Source organism: Anabaena sp. WA102, from assembly GCF_001277295.1.
Classification (GTDB): Bacteria; Cyanobacteriota; Cyanobacteriia; order Cyanobacteriales; family Nostocaceae; genus Dolichospermum; species Dolichospermum heterosporum.
Genome location: NZ_CP011456.1, coordinates 3071345 through 3090736, shown reverse-complemented (window position 1 = coordinate 3090736; position 19392 = coordinate 3071345). Strand labels below are relative to the sequence as shown.

At 38.4% G+C, this 19392-nt stretch carries 15 protein-coding genes; 3 read left to right on the top strand and 12 right to left on the bottom strand.

What is annotated here, in order from left to right:
- Nucleotides 1-59: 59 nt before the first annotated feature.
- The 7 genes from AA650_RS26520 to AA650_RS13290 form a co-directional block, all read right to left on the bottom strand.
- Nucleotides 60-680, bottom strand: a complete 621-nt coding sequence (locus AA650_RS26520) for a hypothetical protein (protein ID WP_199924246.1) — start codon at nucleotides 678-680, stop codon at nucleotides 60-62.
- Between the two features lie 861 nt (nucleotides 681-1541).
- Nucleotides 1542-1937: a GxxExxY protein gene (locus tag AA650_RS13315; protein ID WP_053539380.1), complete on the bottom strand. Its 396-nt coding sequence runs from the start codon at nucleotides 1935-1937 to the stop codon at nucleotides 1542-1544.
- A 450-nt stretch (nucleotides 1938-2387) separates the two neighbouring features.
- Nucleotides 2388-2735 (bottom strand): type II toxin-antitoxin system RelE/ParE family toxin, encoded by a 348-nt coding sequence (locus AA650_RS13310; protein ID WP_053539379.1) that lies wholly within the window; start codon nucleotides 2733-2735, stop codon nucleotides 2388-2390.
- Nucleotides 2732-2986 carry a hypothetical protein gene (locus tag AA650_RS13305; RefSeq protein ID WP_053539378.1) on the bottom strand — a complete coding sequence of 85 codons (255 nt, stop codon included), beginning with the start codon at nucleotides 2984-2986 and terminating at the stop codon, nucleotides 2732-2734. Before AA650_RS13305 ends, AA650_RS13310 begins: the two co-directional genes overlap by 4 nt.
- A 676-nt stretch (nucleotides 2987-3662) precedes the next feature.
- Nucleotides 3663-4913 (bottom strand): DUF4912 domain-containing protein, encoded by a 1251-nt coding sequence (locus tag AA650_RS13300; RefSeq protein ID WP_053539377.1) that lies wholly within the window; start codon nucleotides 4911-4913, stop codon nucleotides 3663-3665.
- Between the two features lie 484 nt (nucleotides 4914-5397).
- Nucleotides 5398-7686 (bottom strand): IMS domain-containing protein, encoded by a 2289-nt coding sequence (locus AA650_RS13295; RefSeq protein WP_053539376.1) that lies wholly within the window; start codon nucleotides 7684-7686, stop codon nucleotides 5398-5400.
- Between the two features lie 280 nt (nucleotides 7687-7966).
- A complete protein-coding gene (locus AA650_RS13290; protein WP_053539375.1) occupies nucleotides 7967-8275 on the bottom strand; it encodes a DUF3067 family protein in 309 nt (102 codons plus the stop codon).
- A gap of 316 nt (nucleotides 8276-8591) precedes the next feature.
- On the opposite strand from AA650_RS13290, the gene petC reads away from it, so the two are divergent.
- The 3 genes from petC (at nucleotide 8592) to AA650_RS13275 (ending at nucleotide 11908) form a co-directional block, all read left to right on the top strand.
- Nucleotides 8592-9131: a cytochrome b6-f complex iron-sulfur subunit gene (gene petC / locus AA650_RS13285; RefSeq protein ID WP_027401612.1), complete on the top strand. Its 540-nt coding sequence runs from the start codon at nucleotides 8592-8594 to the stop codon at nucleotides 9129-9131.
- Nucleotides 9132-9237: 106 nt separating this feature from the next.
- The gene (petA, locus tag AA650_RS13280) at nucleotides 9238-10239 is read left to right on the top strand and encodes a cytochrome f (RefSeq protein ID WP_053539374.1); all 1002 of its coding nucleotides are present in this window, start codon (nucleotides 9238-9240) and stop codon (nucleotides 10237-10239) included.
- A gap of 442 nt (nucleotides 10240-10681) precedes the next feature.
- Nucleotides 10682-11908: a molybdopterin molybdotransferase MoeA gene (locus AA650_RS13275; protein WP_053539373.1), complete on the top strand. Its 1227-nt coding sequence runs from the start codon at nucleotides 10682-10684 to the stop codon at nucleotides 11906-11908.
- A gap of 112 nt (nucleotides 11909-12020) precedes the next feature.
- On the opposite strand, the gene AA650_RS13270 is transcribed toward AA650_RS13275, so the two are convergent.
- From AA650_RS13270 to AA650_RS13250, 5 genes are all read right to left on the bottom strand, one after another.
- Nucleotides 12021-12416, bottom strand: a complete 396-nt coding sequence (locus AA650_RS13270) for a hypothetical protein (RefSeq protein WP_039205159.1) — start codon at nucleotides 12414-12416, stop codon at nucleotides 12021-12023.
- A gap of 258 nt (nucleotides 12417-12674) precedes the next feature.
- Nucleotides 12675-14519 carry an ATP-dependent zinc metalloprotease FtsH3 gene (ftsH3, locus tag AA650_RS13265; protein ID WP_027401619.1) on the bottom strand — a complete coding sequence of 615 codons (1845 nt, stop codon included), beginning with the start codon at nucleotides 14517-14519 and terminating at the stop codon, nucleotides 12675-12677.
- A gap of 203 nt (nucleotides 14520-14722) precedes the next feature.
- The gene (locus AA650_RS13260) at nucleotides 14723-15508 is read right to left on the bottom strand and encodes a hypothetical protein (RefSeq protein ID WP_053539372.1); all 786 of its coding nucleotides are present in this window, start codon (nucleotides 15506-15508) and stop codon (nucleotides 14723-14725) included.
- Nucleotides 15509-15690: 182 nt separating this feature from the next.
- Complete coding sequence (locus tag AA650_RS13255) at nucleotides 15691-16905, bottom strand: acetate kinase (protein ID WP_053539371.1); 1215 nt, start codon at nucleotides 16903-16905, stop codon at nucleotides 15691-15693.
- Between the two features lie 41 nt (nucleotides 16906-16946).
- Nucleotides 16947-19349: an exonuclease domain-containing protein gene (locus AA650_RS13250; protein WP_053539370.1), complete on the bottom strand. Its 2403-nt coding sequence runs from the start codon at nucleotides 19347-19349 to the stop codon at nucleotides 16947-16949.
- Between the last annotated feature and the right edge of the window lie 43 nt (nucleotides 19350-19392).

Genomic DNA, 19392 nt, shown 5'->3' with positions numbered 1-19392 from the left:
ATTGATTTGATTTTGTTATGGAAATGGTGCGTTACGCTGGTGGTTATGCACCATACGGATTATTCTTTACCGCCTCCAAAAAGTTTGTAGATTCCATATCCAATAGCGCCAGCAGCAACTACAGGCGCAGCAGCAACTATAGCAGTACCAGCAATCGCACCTCCACCTACAACACCACCAATACCTGCAAGGGTACTCATAATTGCAGCACCAGAAGCACCAGCCACCACCGTTACAGCACCAGCGCCAGTTACACCAACCGCAGCGCCAATATTTGTAGCGGTTCTTGCTGCTGAACGAGCATTACATTCTTTCTCAGACAAACCAGATTCTTCTTTAAATAAAGTTGCGTTCAATATTTTTGCTCCAGCATAAGCCGGACCACCAGCCAATACAGCAGGTCCCGCGGCCATACCTCCACCTACTATACCACCAGCCGCAGCTAGACCTGAAGCGATTCCTGCTCCCGAAGTTGCAGCAACAGATAACCCCGTAGCAGCACTGACAGCAGCACTGACAGCAGCACCAGTTTCAGCAACAGCTTCAACAACCGTCTTTCCATTACTTAATCCAATGTCTGGATTACAACCAGCAAAAGCTGGACTAACAAAACTGTTTAAAATTATCACACAGGTGAGAATCACTGTCAAAAAAGAACGAACGATTTTGATATGTAGCATAGTCCTCAATCTATTGCAACAGAGTAATTATTCTATTATATTAATATTTAAGTGTATATTTTACAAGCAATATATTTACTGATTTTAACAAGAAGTTATAAACTACTTGTTAAGCAATAATACTGTAAAAGCATGGCTAAGGTACACCAAAACTCAGTTTTAGTGCGATAGCGAAGCAATTCGTAGGAATTGCTCATCTTCTAGCTTAGATTAAGGAACGCAACCCAACATAATGAAAATATCCGATTCATATTTTTTGTCTGAATCAGGATGTCCAGGATTTTAGGATTTACAGGATTGTGATTTGTAAGTTGTTGGTGGGATGCTGAAATTGTAATTGTCTGAATCAGGATTTCCAGGATTTTAGGATGTACAGGATTGTTATTGATGAATTGTCTGTGAAGATTTGAAGATTATAAAATACAGTTACAGTAATAGTCAAGAATTAACAGCGGATAATTTAACTGATAACTTATCTATCATTCCAAAATCTTTATATTTTATAGACAATCAAACAACTACATCCTGAAAATCCTCTAATCCTGGTTATCCTGATTCAGACAAAAAAATCTTCAAAATCCCCACGTCAAATAAACAACAACATCCTGAATATCCTGTAATCCTGGACATCCTGATTCAGACAAAAAAATCCTCAAAATCCCCACTGAAAATAAACAACAACATCCTGAAAATCCTAAAATCTGTACTTCCCATAGACAATCAAACAACCACATCCTGAAAATCCTTTAATTCTGGACATCCTGATTCAGACAAAAAAATCCTGAAAATCCCCACTTCAAATAAACAACCACATCCTGAAAATCCTCTAATCCTGGACATCCTGATTCAGACAAATTAACCCTAATATCTAGGATTAAAAACCTTCTTATATTCCAACTTCAACCCACCAAAATTAATCAATAATCCCACAGGAAAATTATAAGCAACCAAATAATTTTTCGCTTGCGCTAAATGAACATCTTCTAAAGAAATAACCGCTTTCAACTCCACCACAACCTGATTTTCAACTATAAAATCCGCCCTTCGTGTTCCTACTTCAACTCCCTCATAATAAATTACTTGTTCTACCTCTCTTCCAAAACCTAAACCTGATTTTTTGAGTTCAATTTCCATACATCTTTGATAAATAACCTCCTGAAAACCATTTCCCAAAGTTCGGTGTATTTTCATTGCACATCCATTTATTATGTATGTAATTTCGTCTAATTTTAGATTTTGGGTATTAGATGTGTTCATGGATTTACAGGATTGTGATTTGTAAGTTGTTGGTGGGATGCTGAAATTGTAATTGTCTGAATCAGGATGTACAGGATTTTAGGATGTACAGGATTGTTATTGATAAATTGTCTGTGAAGATTTGAAGATTATAAAATCCAGTTACAGTAATAGTCAAGAATTAACAGCGGATAATTTAACTGATAACTTATCTATCATCCCAAAATCTCTATATTTTATAGACAATCAAACAACTACATCCTGAAAATCCTCTAATCCTGGTTATCCTGATTCAGACAGATTGTTATTGATGAATTGTCTGTAAATATTGAAAAATGATAATTACAATCACAGCATATTATCTATCATCCAAAAATTTCCATTTTTCCTAAACAATAAAAAAATTACATCCTGTACATCCTCCAATCCTGGGTATCCTGATTCAGAGAATATCTCATCAAAAATGCGATATTATTCTTGTGCAAATTCATCAGGAACTTCACCAATAGTCTGCTGTGCTGCATGACGAATATGAAGAACACGAACTGTAGAAATTTCTTCTCCTTCTATAATTGTGAAAATAATCCTGTATGCGTTGCGTCCTTTACCATAAATTATCTGCCGAATTTCTTGACTAAAATAATCATTTTCTCTAGCTAAAGAACATCGTTTTGGCATTTGTGATAAAGATTCAATTAGTTGTAGTAAACCTGCATACCACTGACTTGCTTTTTCAGAAGAAGTTATTTGAGACATTTGTAAAAATGCTTTATCTGCCTCGGCTTCTGCTATACTAGAAATATCAATATAGTATTTCATACTTCACGGGGCAGGTTATATTTACGACGTTGTTCATTAGCAAAATCATCAAAAGACCGAAAGCGACCTGCTTCAAAATCATCTAATCCTTGCTGAATACCTTGAATAGCTACTTGTGAATCTTCTAATTCCCAATCTAGGATATTTTTCAATAATTCAGCCGCTACTAAACTGATATCTTTTCCTTGTTGGGTTGCTTTTTCACGTAGTCTTGCTTCTAGTTCTGGAGTCAGGGAAATAGCGATCGCCATAACTGTATATTTTGATGAAAGTTTATAAATATTATAACATCCTGTAAATCCTAAAATGCTGGAAATCCTAATTCAGACAAAAAAATCCTCAAAATCCCCACATCAAATAAACAACAACATCCTGAAAATCCTCTAATCCTGGAAATCCTGATTCAGACAAAAAAATCCTCAAAATCCCCACATCAAATAAACAACAACATCCTGAAAATCCCGTAATCCTGGAAATCCTGATTCAGACAAAAAAATCCTCAAAATCCCCACATCAAATAAACAACAACATCCTGAAAATCCTAAAATGCTGGAAATCCTGATTCAGACAAAAAAATCCTCAAAATCCCCACATCAAATAAACAACAACATCCTGAAAATCCCGTAATCCTGGAAATCCTGATTCAGACAAAAAAATCCTCAAAATCCCCACATCAAATAAACAACAACATCCTGAAAATCCCGTAATCCTGGAAATCCTGATTCAGACAAAAAAATCCTCAAAATCCCCACATCAAATAAACAACAACATCCTGAAAATCCCGTAATCCTGGGTATCCTGATATGGCTGGCGCCACGTTACGCTATCAGACATTGTTGATTTTCTTTCCATAAAAAACCCGCTACAGGCATCCTATAACGGGTAAAGTTATTAATTGCAGTTATGGTTAATCTTCAAATACAGAACTTATACCATCCATTCCAAAACAGCTTCATCTTTAGTATTAGTATTACGAGAAGGTGTTTCGCGCTCAAACTTCATGTGAATAGAACGGGTTTGTTCACCATCAGCCGCAACAGCTAAAATTGGGTAGTCAATTAAACCATCTTGGAAAGACATTTGGAAGCGGAATGTACCATCGGAATTAAGTTTAATGGGACGACCACCAATGGTTACAGTTGCATCAGGTTCGGTTGCACCGTAGACAATCAATTCAGCATCAGCAACTAACCAGAATTTGCGAGGACGCGCAGGAACAGCAGAAGCGGAGAAACCGGACATTCCCACACCGGACATAGTTAAACCAGATACGGTAGGAATAGCCCACATACCTACACCAGATGGGAAAACGTAGGAACTGAGAGCTTGTTCGGGAGCAGCAGAACCGGGGACGTGCTGCATAGAACCGAATATAGAACCTGCAACCCGTTGAGCTTCAGCGGATTCTGCTAGACCAAAGATTTGTTCGTAAATGGGATTTCCACCACCCGCAGCAGCAGTAGCAGTAGCAGTTGGTAATTTCTTGGATGGGGGAACTAGTTCGTAGAAGGTCTTACCACGTAGGTCTTCTTCAAAGTCTACGGTGATGAAGACATCTTCAATCCAGTCAGCAGGATAGACGGGGGGAATATGCACTCTCGCGGAACGCGCTAATACCAACCAACCACCATCAGCGGTGCGATAACCGACATCTATCACATAATCGCGATCGCTCACGGGAATTGGCAAATACCATTCTCTCGCTAGTTCATCAGCAGGGTATTCTTGAATACTGTGGGGACTTTGATAATCTAGATCAACATCAGTGACATCATAAATCCGCAAAGCTAGGGTTTGTCCACCTTGACGACGCAGTGCTTCTTTATGGTCGTTAGGAATATCCCAGTAAGTGTAAGCCCATTGAGGATCACGAGGTAACAGAACAATCCGACTGTCACCATAACCAGCTGGTAAATCTGCTAGTGCTTCATCAACATCAGCGAGAGAACCACCAGTCCGATCTTCTTGACCTAACTCAAATTTTGCTGCTTCCACGGTTTCTTGTGCCTCCAGATTAGGGGATGAACTGAGCGAGAATTTACTATGCTGAACGTCTTCAATTGATGCTAATAACTGCGATTTCCGCATTCTGCTATAACGAGATATACAATATTCACTGGCAACTTTGCGTAATTGCCGTAAGGTCATCTCTTCTAGCGGTGGGCGTTCCTTTGCCATTTATTTGGACTCCAGTAGTTTGAAAGGTAAATTATTGTTTCCGGGTTAAAAAAGTTTTGATGAAATATCATCTACCCAGATTTTTTTATTCCTGACTCCCGGTTTTGCCCCAGTTTTAAATTTGTTTACTGTTTGTTTTTTATTAAGATACCAACTCATCGAAATTCCTGGTTATGCCGTTGTTTTGCATTTATTGAGGATTGCAAAGAGTTGTTAAGTAAATATTAACCAGTAAAACTATCTAGGGATCAAGGGGTCTAAAGATAGGTTTTACTATATTTCACGTAGTTATCAGCCCTGCGGGGATCAATATGTCATGAAATCTTAATATAGCGATCTCAGTCAGGGCATTAGTGTCAAAGTTTCATAACATTAAGGGAAGAGTCAGGAGGTAGGGGCGCGGGCCCCGCGCCCAGTCAGGAGTCAGGATGAAGAAAGAAATTTTTCCCCTCTTGCCTCTTACCTCTTACCTCTTGCCTCCAACTTACAAAAAATTCTGAATCACTGACATTTTCTGAATCAGCCATTTGCCTTCTTTGCGAACCAAATCATAACGAACCCGCAAGTTTTCACTAGAAGACTTTTGCTGCTGACTATTTTGATAGAACTTGGTAACTTCTTGTACTTGAGCATCTACAGATACATAATCTTTGTCTGTACCCTTGTTAGAGACAGTGACTATTTCCACATTATGCTTGTACTGGCGATGGCGTTGATCTTCTTGTTCTTGCTGGGCTACTGACTGCCATTGGGATAAAACTGCACCTGTTAAAATTTCCTTTAAACCATCAATGTCATGATTTTGCCCCAAAGCTGAGGTTTTGGCAGATAACCAAGTTTCAATTACTTCCTTTGCTGTCTCCTTGGTCAGTTCTTCATTATTGGTGGCTTCAGGTTCGCTGTTGGGGTCAGGAATGTTGATGGGTGGTTGATTTAGTTGTATTGCTAACTGTTCTCCCTTTAATGATGGACTGGGAAAGAAGATATTTTTGACCAAGCCAAAAGTTGTTGATACTAATAACGAAAAAATTAATACTCCTCCCAATGAGAAAAAAACTAACCAAACTAAGCGTGTTTTTGGATCTAGACTACTGAGAAAATTAGCTTGAGACTGGATGAATCGCTGGGGAAGTGTATTAGCAGTGGGTTTGCGTCTTCTGCGTTTGGGAGGCTGCTGGTTTGTTACTGCCGTCGGATGATCATTAACTGGATGTGTTCTTCTGTTTGGGTTTGCTGCTGTTAAGGGTATTTGTGATATTTGATTTCCCTCATTTCCATCTGTTGATGGATGATTCCACCTCGGTATAGAACCCTGGGAAGATTCAGGTTGAGGTCGAGGATGGGTTTCTGGTAACTCAGGATTGACTGGTTGATGATGTTGTGGTGTTTGTGTGGTGTTATTATTATGGTGACGGGAATGATGAATATCTGGCTGGGGAAAGGATTGATGGTTAATTACTGCCCATTCATTGGTAATTTGGGCATCGTTGGGTAAAGATTCTAGATAAGCTTGTACTTGTCTATCGGCAAAGTAATCTTTTAAAGAGGCTTGCTGTTTTGCCAAATCTCGAAAGTGGGGAAATACTTCTTGCTGTAACCATTGTTCACTGTATAAGCATAGTCCGGGTAATAGGTCTGGTGAGTCTTGCGATTTTTCCCGAATAAAAGCTAAGGCTTCATATTCTTGACTTAGTTCTAAGACGCGGGTGGCTTCTTCCGTTTGTCCCATGAGTAAAGCACAAAGGGATTGTTCTAAATGCACGTCTTGGCGTTTGCCTAATTGCATTAATAGTTGCTTGGCTTGACGAATTAATGCTGGTTGGCGTTGGGCAAAACCTCTGGCGATTAAGGAATATACTGCTAAATATGTAGCCACGGCTGAGGGGCGTTTACTTTCTAATTCAAAGAGTTTATGCTGTTCTGAGACTGTTAAATAATGGCGAATTTGTTGGATAAATCGTAAAAAGTCATCTATGTTAAGTCCTGATTGATCGTTGCCCGTGCCATCAATGCCGCCACGATCTTCTAAGATACTTTGTAATAATTCTAATCCTTGCCGACGTTTGGGAATCTGTGTTTGTGGTAGTGCTAATAGTTCCAAGATGCGATAGGGACGCAGTTTGTAAAGATCAGCGGTCATTTCGGCGCGGACGCTGGGAAATAAGCCTTCCCGTGCTAATAACTCCTCACCAGTTTCTAAAGATATGGCGGCATTTTCATAGTGACCTTGCTGCCATTCCTCCCGTCCTAGTTCTAGGCAAGCTAGGGAGACGGTGAGGATAATGTCTGGTAGGTCTGGGTTTTCAGGAGTTTCTGCTTGGGTAGTACGATGACCTGTTTTGAGACTAATTGGACTAGGTTTATTAACTAGGTACGGGCGACCGAGTTTTAATACTAATTCATATTCTCCTAGTTCTTGGAGTATTAACAAAGAACCAATAAATCGCTCTGGGGTGATTTCGATGCTGAGACTTTGAGCATCTTGGTCTTTGGAGTTGGTATCTACTAGATTTTCCTGTGAACCTGTGTCAGCAGTTTTGCTAGGAGTATAAACGTGAGCCAGATAAAGCTGATCGTAGGCTTTGCGCTCATCGGTATTTAATAAAACCATATAAGCTTCTTCAATCAGCTTCTTGCGAGAAGATATAGATGTAGTCGAATATTCCCGTCGGGGCAATTGGACAATGCGATCGCTGTATGCCTGTCGCAATTGTTCCTCATTTGCCGCCAACGGTAATCCTAGAATTCGGTAATAATCGAGCGGAATTCGCACAGCTTACGTCCCCTGCACTGTGTTCTCGTAGCATCTCGTAAAAATTAACATAATTTACCTGGAGCGTTCCAGGCTTCTAAAACCGTCCCATAATCATAGCCTGATTAATACCGTGTTAACCTAGTACAATAAGTGTATATAGTAACAGATATCTTATTTTTTGCCGTTAATTTTTTTATATCTTCAGTTTAAGGTAACTGCATCAGGAGTTAGGAGTCAGGAGTCAGGAGTCAGGAATATATTAATTATTACCCATCACCCATTACCTATTACCTGATTTTTAAACAATCCATTCTGAAGCGCGTTCACCCAAATCAAGAGGTATGCTAACTGCTTTACCAAGACGAGGACGCTCTTTAGTTTCTAGAATAAAAGTTTGTACTTGTTGTATTCCGCCTAAAGCATTAAGATAATTGGCAATGCTGTCCAGATGATCTTGATAATCTATTTCGCTCATGGGGAAAGAAGCTTGTCCAAAGTATTTCCACATGATTTGCAGAAATATTTTGCCTTGGGTGCGGCGAAACTGGACATCATAAGGTTGTCCCCATTTATCAATCAACAGTTGGCGTAATTCCTTTCCGGTCATAGTAATTTTAGATTTTAGATTTTGGTAATTAGACAATTATTTCTCCCTGCCCTCTGCTCCCCTGCTCCCCTGCTCCCCTGCCTCTTCCCCTAAGCTTATCTAGATTTTACATTTAGTTATGATATTAAGTTCCGTGACTCCAGTATGATAGGGATATAAAGAAATGTAATGCTAACGGAAGAGATGCTCACTATGTCTTGCAACTAAGAATTATGGCATCGCTATGAGCGTTATGATTTCAATTCAGATGAGAGTGGCTCTTGTGCTGGTACTCTTGTCAAAATGATTAATAAATTACACAAACAGCGCGGAGATTATGGCTCAATTTTCAGAAATTACAGACGTTCCCGATATGGGTCGTCGTCAGTTTATGAACCTGCTCACTTTCGGGACTGTTACCGGGGTGGCGTTGGGTGCATTGTACCCTGTTATTAACTACTTTATCCCTCCTGCTAGTGGTGGTGCTGGTGGCGGTACTGTAGCCAAGAATGAACTAGGTAATGATGTTAGTGTTAGCAAGTTTCTGGATAGTCATAATGTAGGCGATCGCACTTTGGTGCAAGGACTCAAGGGAGATCCTACCTATATTGTGGTGGAAAGTAAAGAAGCGATCGCTGACTACGGGATTAATGCTATTTGTACCCATTTAGGTTGTGTTGTCCCTTGGAACGTGGCTGAGAATAAGTTTAAATGCCCTTGTCATGGTTCACAATATGACGCTACTGGTAAAGTAATTCGTGGTCCTGCACCAAAATCCTTAGCTCTAGCCCATGCCAACGTAGAAGACGACAAAATTCTACTCACACCTTGGACAGAAACCGATTTCCGCACCGGGGATGCCGCTTGGTGGGCTTAATGCATTAGTCTCCAGTCAACAATCTAGGGCTTTTTATCAACTCTTGACCAATGACTACTGACCAATGACAAATGACCAATAACCACTGACAAATGACTTTATAGAGATGAGAAATGCCCTTACACCTGCGAGGTTAACTCGCACTGCTAAAGCAATGGTTAATACATTGCTTATAGCGATCGCTACTGTTACCTTTTTATTCACTAGCGATATAGCCGTCCCACAAACTGCCGCTGCCTATCCCTTTTGGGCGCAACAAACCGCTCCTGCCACCCCCCGCGAAGCCACAGGGCGAATTGTTTGCGCTAACTGTCACCTAGCTGCTAAACCCACAGAAGTAGAAATTCCTCAATCTGTACTTCCTGACACTGTATTTAAAGCCGTTGTCAAAATCCCTTACGATACCACCGTGCAACAAGTTGGTGCTGATGGTTCTAAGGTTGGTTTAAATGTTGGTGCTGTATTAATGTTGCCCGAAGGCTTCAAGATTGCCCCAGAAGATCGCATTCCTGAAGAAATGAAAGCAGAAGTGGGTGATATGACATTCACCCCTTACAACGACACCACAGATAATGTTGTCATTGTTGGTCCATTACCCGGTGAAGAATATCAAGAAATCGTCTTCCCGATTCTTTCTCCTAACCCCGCCACAGACAAAAATATCCACTTTGGCAAATACTCTGTTCATGTAGGCGGTAATCGCGGACGTGGACAAGTTTACCCCACAGGTGAGAAGAGCAATAATAACTTATTCAACGCTTCTGCTGCCGGTACAATTAGCAAAATTGCTCAAACAGAAGATGAAGACGGTAACGTTAAGAATCTAATTAGCATCACAACCGCAACTGGTGATGTTGTTACCGATACAGTTCCCGTTGGACCTGAATTAATTGTGACTCAAGGACAAGCCGTTGCCATTGGTGATGCTTTAACCAACAACCCCAATGTTGGTGGTTTTGGTCAAAGAGATGCAGAAATTGTTTTGCAAGACTCTTCTAGAGTTACATGGTTAGTTGCCTTTATCTGTTTAGTGATGATGGCACAAATCATGCTAGTTCTCAAGAAGAAACAAGTAGAAAAAGTCCAAGCTGCGGAAATGAATTTCTAAATCATAACTATGATTGGTGTGATTTATTTGATTTAGATACTTCATAAATCGGAAAAATCACTGTTGAGAATGATTACAAATTCTTTGCTAGATCATCGGTTATTTGACAGGCTTTTTGCCTGTCTTTTTTCTTATCATGGGCAATAAACTGATCAAAGTTCTCAAATCCAATGTTTATTTGCTATAGTCCTCCTAGATAGACCTAAAAACGCAACAGAAATTTTGAAAAAGCTAGAAGAAATTGAGCTTAATCTGGAACATCAAGCAAAAGTTAATAAATGGCTCAATTTTTATCTAAAGAAAATCATTGGAATAATAGATAATAGATACCAATACCTCTAAGCTTCCTGATAATAATTCGCCAACCTCCCAACCTAAAATCCCTCAATAATAAAAGTTAATTAATCTTAATTTCTAACAGTAACTAACTAAATCATCCACTATGTTATCCGTTAAAGATGCAGAAACGATTATTTTCAATCATGTTCAACCTTTAAATCAAGAACATGATCTTGAAGTTGTTGATTTATTGACAGCATTTCACCGAATTTTAGCAACTCCTGTAATTAGTTCTTTAGATTTTCCCCATTGGGATAATTCCGCAATGGATGGTTTTGCAGTGCGTTATGAAGATGTGCAAAATTCCACTTCTGAAAATCCGACAATTTTAGAAGTTGTCGAAGAGATTCCCGCAGGATATCAACCTCAAAATACTATTCAACCAGGACAAGCAGCAAGGATTTTCACTGGTGCAATAATCCCAAAAGGTGCGGATACTGTAGTTATGCAGGAAAAAACTAATTTAGAGAAAAACTGGGTTTCTATTTTTTCTGCACCGCAACCGCAGGAATTTGTTAGACACCAAGGAGACTTTTACCAAGCAGGAAAAGAACTTTTACCAGCAGGAATTCCCCTCAATGCAGCGGAAATTGCGATTTTAGCGGCTGCACAATTGGCAGAAATCAGTGTTTTCCGTCGTCTGCGAGTGGCAATTTTTTCAAGTGGTGACGAATTAGTAACACCAGAACAAACCCTAAAACCTGGACAGATAGTAGATTCTAACCAATATGCTTTAGTTGCTTTGGTGAGAGAATTGGGTGCAGAAGTGTTAATGTTAGGAATTGTTAAAGATAATCAAACTGCTTTAACAGAAACTATAAATTACGCCATTAATCATGCGGATATAGTTCTTTCTTCTGGTGGAGTTTCCGTAGGTGATTATGATTATATTGATAATATATTAGCATCTTTGGGGGCAGAAATTCATTTTCGCGCCGTGCAAATGCGTCCAGGAAAACCTCTGACATTTGCCACATTTCCCAACTCCCTTTATTTTGGTTTACCAGGAAATCCCGTTTCGGCTTTAGTGACATTTTGGCGATTTGTAAAACCGACAATTAAAAAACTTTCAGGAATTAATCGAGGTTGGGAAAGTAAATTTATCAAAGTAAAATCCCATTGCGAATTAAAATCTAACGGAAAAATGGAAACTTATATTTGGGGTAATTTAAAATTAAATGATGGTATTTACGAATTTAAGCAAACAAGTGGTAACTTAAATTCAGGGAACTTAATTAACTTATCCCAAACTAATGCTTTAGCCATTTTACCAGTCGGAAAAACCCTAATTTCACCAGGAGAAGAAACCTTAGTTTTGCGAATAGGATAAAATAAAATGAACTCTCTGCGACTCTGCGCCTCTGCGTGCAAAAATAGATTACTTTCATAAGTCTAGCTATATTTTGTTGGGTTTCACTTCGTTCTACCCAACCTACAATTTTCTAGAATGAAATAAACCTGATTATTAAATTGTTTTGATTAAGCGGAAGCATAGGAGAATCTATATCTAAAAGCCAATTTTCATCAATCAATTCTAGATTTTCATTATAGATAAGAACTAACTCACCTATATTTTCCAGAAAATTCATAAGAGAAAATTTGAGTTTTAGAAAACGGTTATCTTGGGTAATACCCACAAAACTGCTGACTAATTTTGCTTCTATGGGGTGAGGTAAAGTAATTGATTCATAATATTTATCCTGTTCATCCCAATAACCATTTATTGTATAACAGCATTGTTCAAGATGTTTTTGAACAAGAGAATTAGTATCTAAATTTTCTAATATCTCAGTTAAATCTTGCCAGATTTGGTGATTTTTCAATTTAAGTGTAGTCATAATCTATTCTAGATTAATGTTGTCTTACAAAACCAGGAAAATGTAATATACCATAAAAAAATGTCCCAAAACTGACGCAAAAAACCTCTCTATTTTTTCTCTCTCTGTGTCCTCTGTGCCTCTGTGGTTCGTTTTAAAAAAAGAGTATTAGGCTTAACTAAACCGTATGGGATTTTAGCATCTTTAACGTTCACAAGAAACTAAAAAGAGTAATTCCAGAAAAACCAGAATTACCCTTTTTAGATATTTAAGAAAAAACTACGCAAAAGCTGCCATTTTCACATCGTTATTACCAAGGATTTGTTGTAATTCCTCAGCGTCAACGGTTTCTTTATCTATCAGCATTTGAGCAATTTCATCTAAAACCTTGCGGTTACTGACTAATACTTCTTTAGCTCGAATATAAGCAGTATCAACTAATTTCCGAACTTCTTCGTCAATAGCAGCAGCAGTTTCTTCCGAGAAATCGCGCTCAGACATAATATCTCGACCCAGGAACATATTTCCTTGTTGACGACCAAGGGCTACTGGACCCAAGCGATCGCTCATCCCAAACCGAGTTATCATTTGTTTAGCTACTCTAGCCACTTGCTGTAAATCATTAGAAGCACCAGTAGTCACTTCCTCTTCACCAAAAATGATTTCTTCAGCCAGACGACCACCTAAAGCCACAGCCATTTGATTTTCCAAATAAGCACGGCTATATAAGCCAGTGTCCATGCGGTCTTCACTAGGAGTAAACCAAGTTAAACCACCGGCTTGACCACGAGGAATAATGCTAATCTTTTGCACAGGGTCATAGTCAGGCATTAAAGCCCCAACTAAAGCGTGGCCTGCTTCATGGTATGCAACCAAAGTTTTGCGCTTTTCGCTCATTACCCGGTCTTTCTTTTCGGGTCCAGCTAATACACGGTCAATTGCATCATTAATTTCATCCATCGAAATTTCAGTTAAATTGCGACGGGCGGCTAAAATTGCGGCTTCATTCAACAGGTTAGATAAATCTGCACCGGTAAAACCAGGAGTCCGGCGGGCAATTTTATCCAAGTCTACATCTTTAGATAAAGTTTTACCACGGGCATGAACTCTGAGAATTTCACTTCTACCAGCGTAGTCGGGACGGTCAACCACAACTTGACGGTCAAAACGACCTGGACGTAATAAAGCAGCGTCTAATACATCAGGACGGTTGGTAGCAGCAATAATAATAATACCAGTGTTACCTTCAAAACCATCCATTTCCGTTAGTAACTGGTTGAGGGTTTGTTCCCGTTCGTCGTTACCACCACCTAAACCAGCGCCCCGTTGACGACCTACTGCGTCAATTTCATCAATAAAGACGATACAAGGAGCATTGGTTTTCGCTTGTTCAAATAAATCGCGGACACGGGAAGCACCCACACCAACGAACATTTCCACAAATTCAGAACCAGAAATTGAGAAGAAAGGAACACCTGCTTCGCCCGCTACAGCCCGCGCGAGGAGGGTTTTACCAGTACCAGGAGGACCGACTAAAAGTACACCTTTAGGAATTTTTGCACCAATAGCGGTAAAGCGATCGGCATTCTTTAAAAAGTCTACAACTTCATTTAATTCTAATTTGGCTTGGTCAATACCCGCAACGTCACCAAAGGTAACTTGAGTTTGGGGTTCCATTTGCACTCTGGCTTTAGATTTACCAAAGTTCATAGCTTGGCTACCTGGTCCACCTTGTGCGCGACGGAGGAGGAAAAATAAACCAACTAACAGCAATACAGGGAAGAATAAGCTGCTAAGAGCCTTAAACCAGAATCCTTCGTCTGCTTGAGGTAATACGGCAATATCAACACCTTTATTTGTCAGAGTATTGATTAAATCTGGGTCATTAACTAAGGTAACAATCTTTTTGTTAGGGTCATATTTAGGTGTCACCAAGGCTGTAGACCGGTCGGAACTTAAACTGACTCTCTCAACTCTGCCTTTTTCGACTTCTTGGATAAATTGGCTGTAGCGCCATGTTTCTCGGCTTTGAGGTTGTTTGTCAAACAATGCCGTTCCTAGTGCAATAACGACTATAAAAAGGAGCGCGTACAGCCCCGTATTTCGCCATTTTTTATTATTCACCGATGTTGATTCTCCTGTACTTGTTTGCTGCTTATACCTAGCTTCTCTAAGGAAGAGGACATTATGATAATTATGTTAACTTATCTTAATATATCTTAAAATAATCCTCCTGTCATAATAAAAATAATCTGTTCTACCCTACAGGTCTAAAAGATGAGGATAGTAGAAATTCTATTGTAACGATTCTTCGCAGTTGTCCGTTGTCAATCTTTTTCTGGTGGTCTAATACTAACTGTGCCGTCGGCATTTGTAACGACCTTTCCTCCCAGGGCTTCAATTTCCTGAATTGCTCGGTTGCGAGTTTTTTCATCTACATTATTGTTTAAAACCATTGCCCATGTAGCCACTCGTGCTGCTTTACTATCAGGATTTTTACTCAGAAACTTGGCAGTTTTTTGAGAAATAAACGCTACCTGCGTACCTTCTTCATCAGTATAAGTGCTTGCCCACTCTGCGGCTTTGAGAAAAGATTTTTTTGATGCCTGAGCATTACCTAAAAATAGTAACTCATCTGTGCCTTTATAGCGCCAGATATAGTATGACCTGGGGGGAATTTGTGGTGATAAAGATTTTAATCCTTTTTCCATTAAAGCTATAGTTCTATCTGGCATACCACCGTATAAAGAACTACTTATAGAAAGTCCTAAATAAGCTTCTAAAAAACGTGGATCACGGTCTAAAATAACTTCAAAATACTCTGGGCTGATACTGTATCCGGTTTTATCTCTGGCTTCATTATCACCGAAGAATTGCAAAAAATCAATATATACCCAATCGGCAATGAAATTTTTATAACTAAAACTGGGGATAGCCTCAAGTAAGTTTAAGCGAAAACTTTCTTTCTTGAGGTCTTTTTGGAGAGCTTCTACGGAAATAGCTTGTTTATTAATTAATAGTTTTTGCAGTTTTGGTATTTGCATTAAGCTAATACTGACAATACAAAAGCAAGCAACTAATGGCGTGGTAATAGCTTCACGAGATAAAAACATAGTGGGGGAGTGGGGGGAGTGGGGGAGTGGGGGGAGTGGGGGGAGTGGGGGAGAAATTTCTTTCTTCTGAACTCCTGATAGCGTTCACGTGGTGTGCCGAAGGCATAGCGTGGCGTTAGCCATACTCCTGAATGGGCGCAGGCGGGCGCAGGCCCTGCGCCCCTACCTCCTGAACTCCTGTATTATTGTTGCAGCAATTTCCAACATTGTTGAGCTATTGACCAATCTTCTTGAGTTTCTATGACTAAGATTCGTACTGTGGAATCAGATGTGGCAATATCAATATCAATAGGTTGTTGCTGATTTTTCGCCAAGTCAATTTTCAGTCCTAAAAATCCCCAAGCTTCACAAGCAGCTTGACGGATTGCTGGGGAGTTTTCGCCGACTCCAGCGGTAAAGACTAAAACATCTAAACCTGCTAAACTAGCCAGCATTGCCCCGATACCAGCCCGGAGGCTATGTACGTATATATCCCAAGCTAGTTGAGCGCGTTGATTACCTTGGTCTTTTGCAGCTATCACTTCCCTTAAATCACTAGATATTCCAGAAATACCTTTTAATCCTGAAGCTTTATTTAACACATTATCTAGTTCGTGACTAGAGTAATTATACTGTTGCAATAAGTAAATCAAAATCCCTGGATCTATTGAACCACTGCGGCTACCCATCATTAAACCATCTAGAGGAGTAAATCCCATTGTTGTGTCAATACTGCAACCATTTTTGATGGCGGCTAAAGAACAACCATTACCTAAATGACAGGTAATTATTCGCAGAGATTGTAAATCTTGACCAAGAATTTCCGCTGCTCGATTGGCACAATACTGGTGACTGATGCCATGAAAGCCATAACGACGGATACCCTGTTCAACTAAATGATAGGGGATGGGATAGATAGCTGCGGCATCGGGTAAAGTGCGGTGAAATCCAGTATCAAAAACTGCTACTTGGGGGATATTCCCTAGACTATTTTCAATGGTTTCAATACCAGCTAAAGCGGCTGGATTATGGGCTGGGGCTAGATTACATAAGTGAGCGATCGCCTGTTTAATTTTTTCCGTAATTATTACAGCCTCTTGGTAATCTTGACCACCATGTACTACTCGATGTCCTACCACATCTATGGCTGCTAAATCATCAATTACCTTGGTTTCGCCATTTGTAAGCGTAGATAACAAATGAGTAAATTGCACCTGTCGGGAATCATCAGCCAGAGTTGCTTGCAGTTTTGCACCTGTAGCGGTTTTAACTGTAATTTCTGCCTGATTTTGGTTTTCAGTCCAATTTATTTTTCCTTCCCAAAGAGGTTGGGGGGCTAAATTAGGAATCGGGGAGGTCATGTCGTACAGACAACTCTTTTGGCTGCTAGAACCGGCATTGAGGATGAGTATTTTCATAAATTAAAATTTACGCACTGTAACAATTTACTACAGTGATTTTATTGTTTGGGTAGCGTAAAACCAAACTTTGTAAAAATCCAGTGATACCATTCTTGATGAGTGGTAACGAAAGTTAAAGCTGATTCCAAATCTATATCTAAATCTTTGTTATGAATACTAATAATCAGATCATAAATCAAATCAAAGAGAATCCTATCTTCTTTATTAAACAACATAAAATTCCCATTAGCACTATTTTCTAGTTGTTTAATTCGTTCCTTACCAACTTTAGCAGTAATACCTGGTTGACGTTCATCTCTGATTAAATAAAATTGGCTTTGGGAATTATTAATAACTAATTCATTGAAATTACTAATCCGACTCGTAAAGGGAGTACCACTAATTTCTAAAAAAGCAATTACATGATACTGATTTCCCTTTTCAATAACAATATGTTCTGGTAATACCTTCTTACCTAAACGATATTGGCTTAATTTAAATGACTGGATATGAGTTAAAGCTTCAGCAATATTTTTCAATTTACCAACATCATCACCATCACTAATAATAGATGGATTATGATATTTTTGTTCTAACTCAATTCTATGTTCATTCAGATATTCAATTAGAGGATTTACGGGAATTGTAGTTTCACCAGATAAATAAGTTGCTAATTTATTCTGTAAGTTGCTTAAATCAACAGCATTAGGTGATTGTATCGCTTGAATTAGTTGACTTAAAACTTCCATTGATGTTTGTTGCTGTTGCTGTAAAAATTTTAATTGCTGTTCTATTTTTTCATTACCATCTAATTCCCGAATTGGTTTTCTTTCGTCTGGTAAAGAAATTCCATTAACTCTATGATCATAGTATTTAGCCGCCCGATTTAAAGCTGCCCGAATAGGTTTCTTCCCTAAAATATCATCTAAATCTTCAGGTAAAAATAACTGTTCTAAGGTAATATCTACAGTTTGTATTTTCACTTTGAGAATAGATTTAACTTCCGCTTCTGTTGGTTGACGTAAAGAAACCTGATATTGAGCTACTCTCCCAATAATAGATTGATCAAATATTGTTTGAAATTTTTCCCACCTATCAGGAAATAAATTCAAAATAATTAAACTATTGGGAACATGAGTGAAAATTTCTTTGATACCTTCCCCAAAATTTAACAAAATTTCTTGATTGTGTGGAAGTCCTAAACCTTCTAATTGATCAAAAATAATAATTAAAGGTTCATCCAAAATAGATAATTTACCTAAAACGGAAATAGCTTCTAACGAAAAAGCTTCCTTACTAATTTCTTCTCCCCAATTTGGTAAACCAACGGTTTCAGATTCTTCGTCAGTTAAAACATTTCCGGCTAACCAACGAGTGCTAATATTTCTATATTTATAATCTGTATAACTGCAATATTTAACCATGCCTTTAATGATAGATAAAGCAAAACTACCCGGAGCATAATTACTCATCCACCATTCATTAATAGTCTTTTCTATATATTGCCAATATTCTCGTTTTCGTTGTGTATTTTCTTTACTTAAAGCACTAATACTATTATCTTCTAAATCATATAAGGCTTTTAAAATATCTATATCTTTTTGTGTAACATCTCTATCATTAAGACTAACTATTTTCCGAAAAGTGTTAATAATTAAAGAGTATAATTGAGGTAAATTTCCGGCTTTCTCAACTAGAGATTCTAAAATTCTACTATAAATATGATAAAGTACAGATTGAGCATTATTAGGCTGCCGAACAAACAGTAATCTATTACTTGATAATCTCTCATTAGCCAGTCGCATCATTAAATGAGTTTTACCAGTACCTGGTTCTCCAATAACAACAACACCTTTACTCTGATGATTAGGATCTAATTTGATGTTATTTAAAGAAGTTTGTAAAATCTGAAATTCTCGATGATAAGTATCAGCATAATCTGGATGATGTTGAAAAGGAGTGTCAACTCGACTGCTAGTAAATGGATTAGGTTGTTTTTTGAGATGTTCTAACATAATTTTTCTATAAAGATGATAAGTAAATGTGGCATCATAACTAGCGGTATGTGCCATATTCGGCAGAAAATATTGATTATTAGCTCGCAGATTCAAGTATTTACTCAGATACTCTAAAGAATAACTTTCTAAATTTGGAAAACAGTCTTTAGCTAAAATCCAAGTACAATCAAATTCTAAATTATGCCAAGGTAAACCAACTTGTCGAAAACTATGCTTGAGGATATCAATATCATGTTCTGCATAGTGACAGATAATTTTTTTATCTTCAACAATAGTCAAAAAGTCTGTTAATAAGGTTTTGAGACTTTTGAGATTTAAAACATTTTGAAAACCATGAGAATTACCATCACAAAAACCTTCATAAATTACCACACCTTGACTATTAACAATAGCTAATTCAGTTAAATTTGGGTTGCCTTCAGTATCTAAAATAACAAAGTCCATATTTATCAGTAGATAATAGTAATACCTGTGCTAATTGTATCAT

Bases quoted from the DNA above. Each gene is read 5' to 3' on its own strand.
- AA650_RS13275 (WP_053539373.1), top strand. From the start codon at position 10,682: ATGTTATCCGTTAAAGATGCAGAAACGATTATTTTCAATCATGTTCAA.
- AA650_RS13270 (WP_039205159.1), bottom strand. From the start codon at position 12,416: ATGACTACACTTAAATTGAAAAATCACCAAATCTGGCAAGATTTAACT.
- petA (WP_053539374.1), top strand. From the start codon at position 9,238: ATGAGAAATGCCCTTACACCTGCGAGGTTAACTCGCACTGCTAAAGCA.
- petC (WP_027401612.1), top strand. From the start codon at position 8,592: ATGGCTCAATTTTCAGAAATTACAGACGTTCCCGATATGGGTCGTCGT.
- AA650_RS13260 (WP_053539372.1), bottom strand. From the start codon at position 15,508: ATGTTTTTATCTCGTGAAGCTATTACCACGCCATTAGTTGCTTGCTTT.
- AA650_RS13315 (WP_053539380.1), bottom strand. From the start codon at position 1,937: ATGAACACATCTAATACCCAAAATCTAAAATTAGACGAAATTACATAC.
- AA650_RS13300 (WP_053539377.1), bottom strand. From the start codon at position 4,913: ATGGCAAAGGAACGCCCACCGCTAGAAGAGATGACCTTACGGCAATTA.
- AA650_RS13255 (WP_053539371.1), bottom strand. From the start codon at position 16,905: ATGAAAATACTCATCCTCAATGCCGGTTCTAGCAGCCAAAAGAGTTGT.
- AA650_RS13310 (WP_053539379.1), bottom strand. From the start codon at position 2,735: ATGAAATACTATATTGATATTTCTAGTATAGCAGAAGCCGAGGCAGAT.
- AA650_RS13305 (WP_053539378.1), bottom strand. From the start codon at position 2,986: ATGGCGATCGCTATTTCCCTGACTCCAGAACTAGAAGCAAGACTACGT.
- AA650_RS13290 (WP_053539375.1), bottom strand. From the start codon at position 8,275: ATGACCGGAAAGGAATTACGCCAACTGTTGATTGATAAATGGGGACAA.
- AA650_RS26520 (WP_199924246.1), bottom strand. From the start codon at position 680: ATGCTACATATCAAAATCGTTCGTTCTTTTTTGACAGTGATTCTCACC.
- AA650_RS13250 (WP_053539370.1), bottom strand. From the start codon at position 19,349: ATGGACTTTGTTATTTTAGATACTGAAGGCAACCCAAATTTAACTGAA.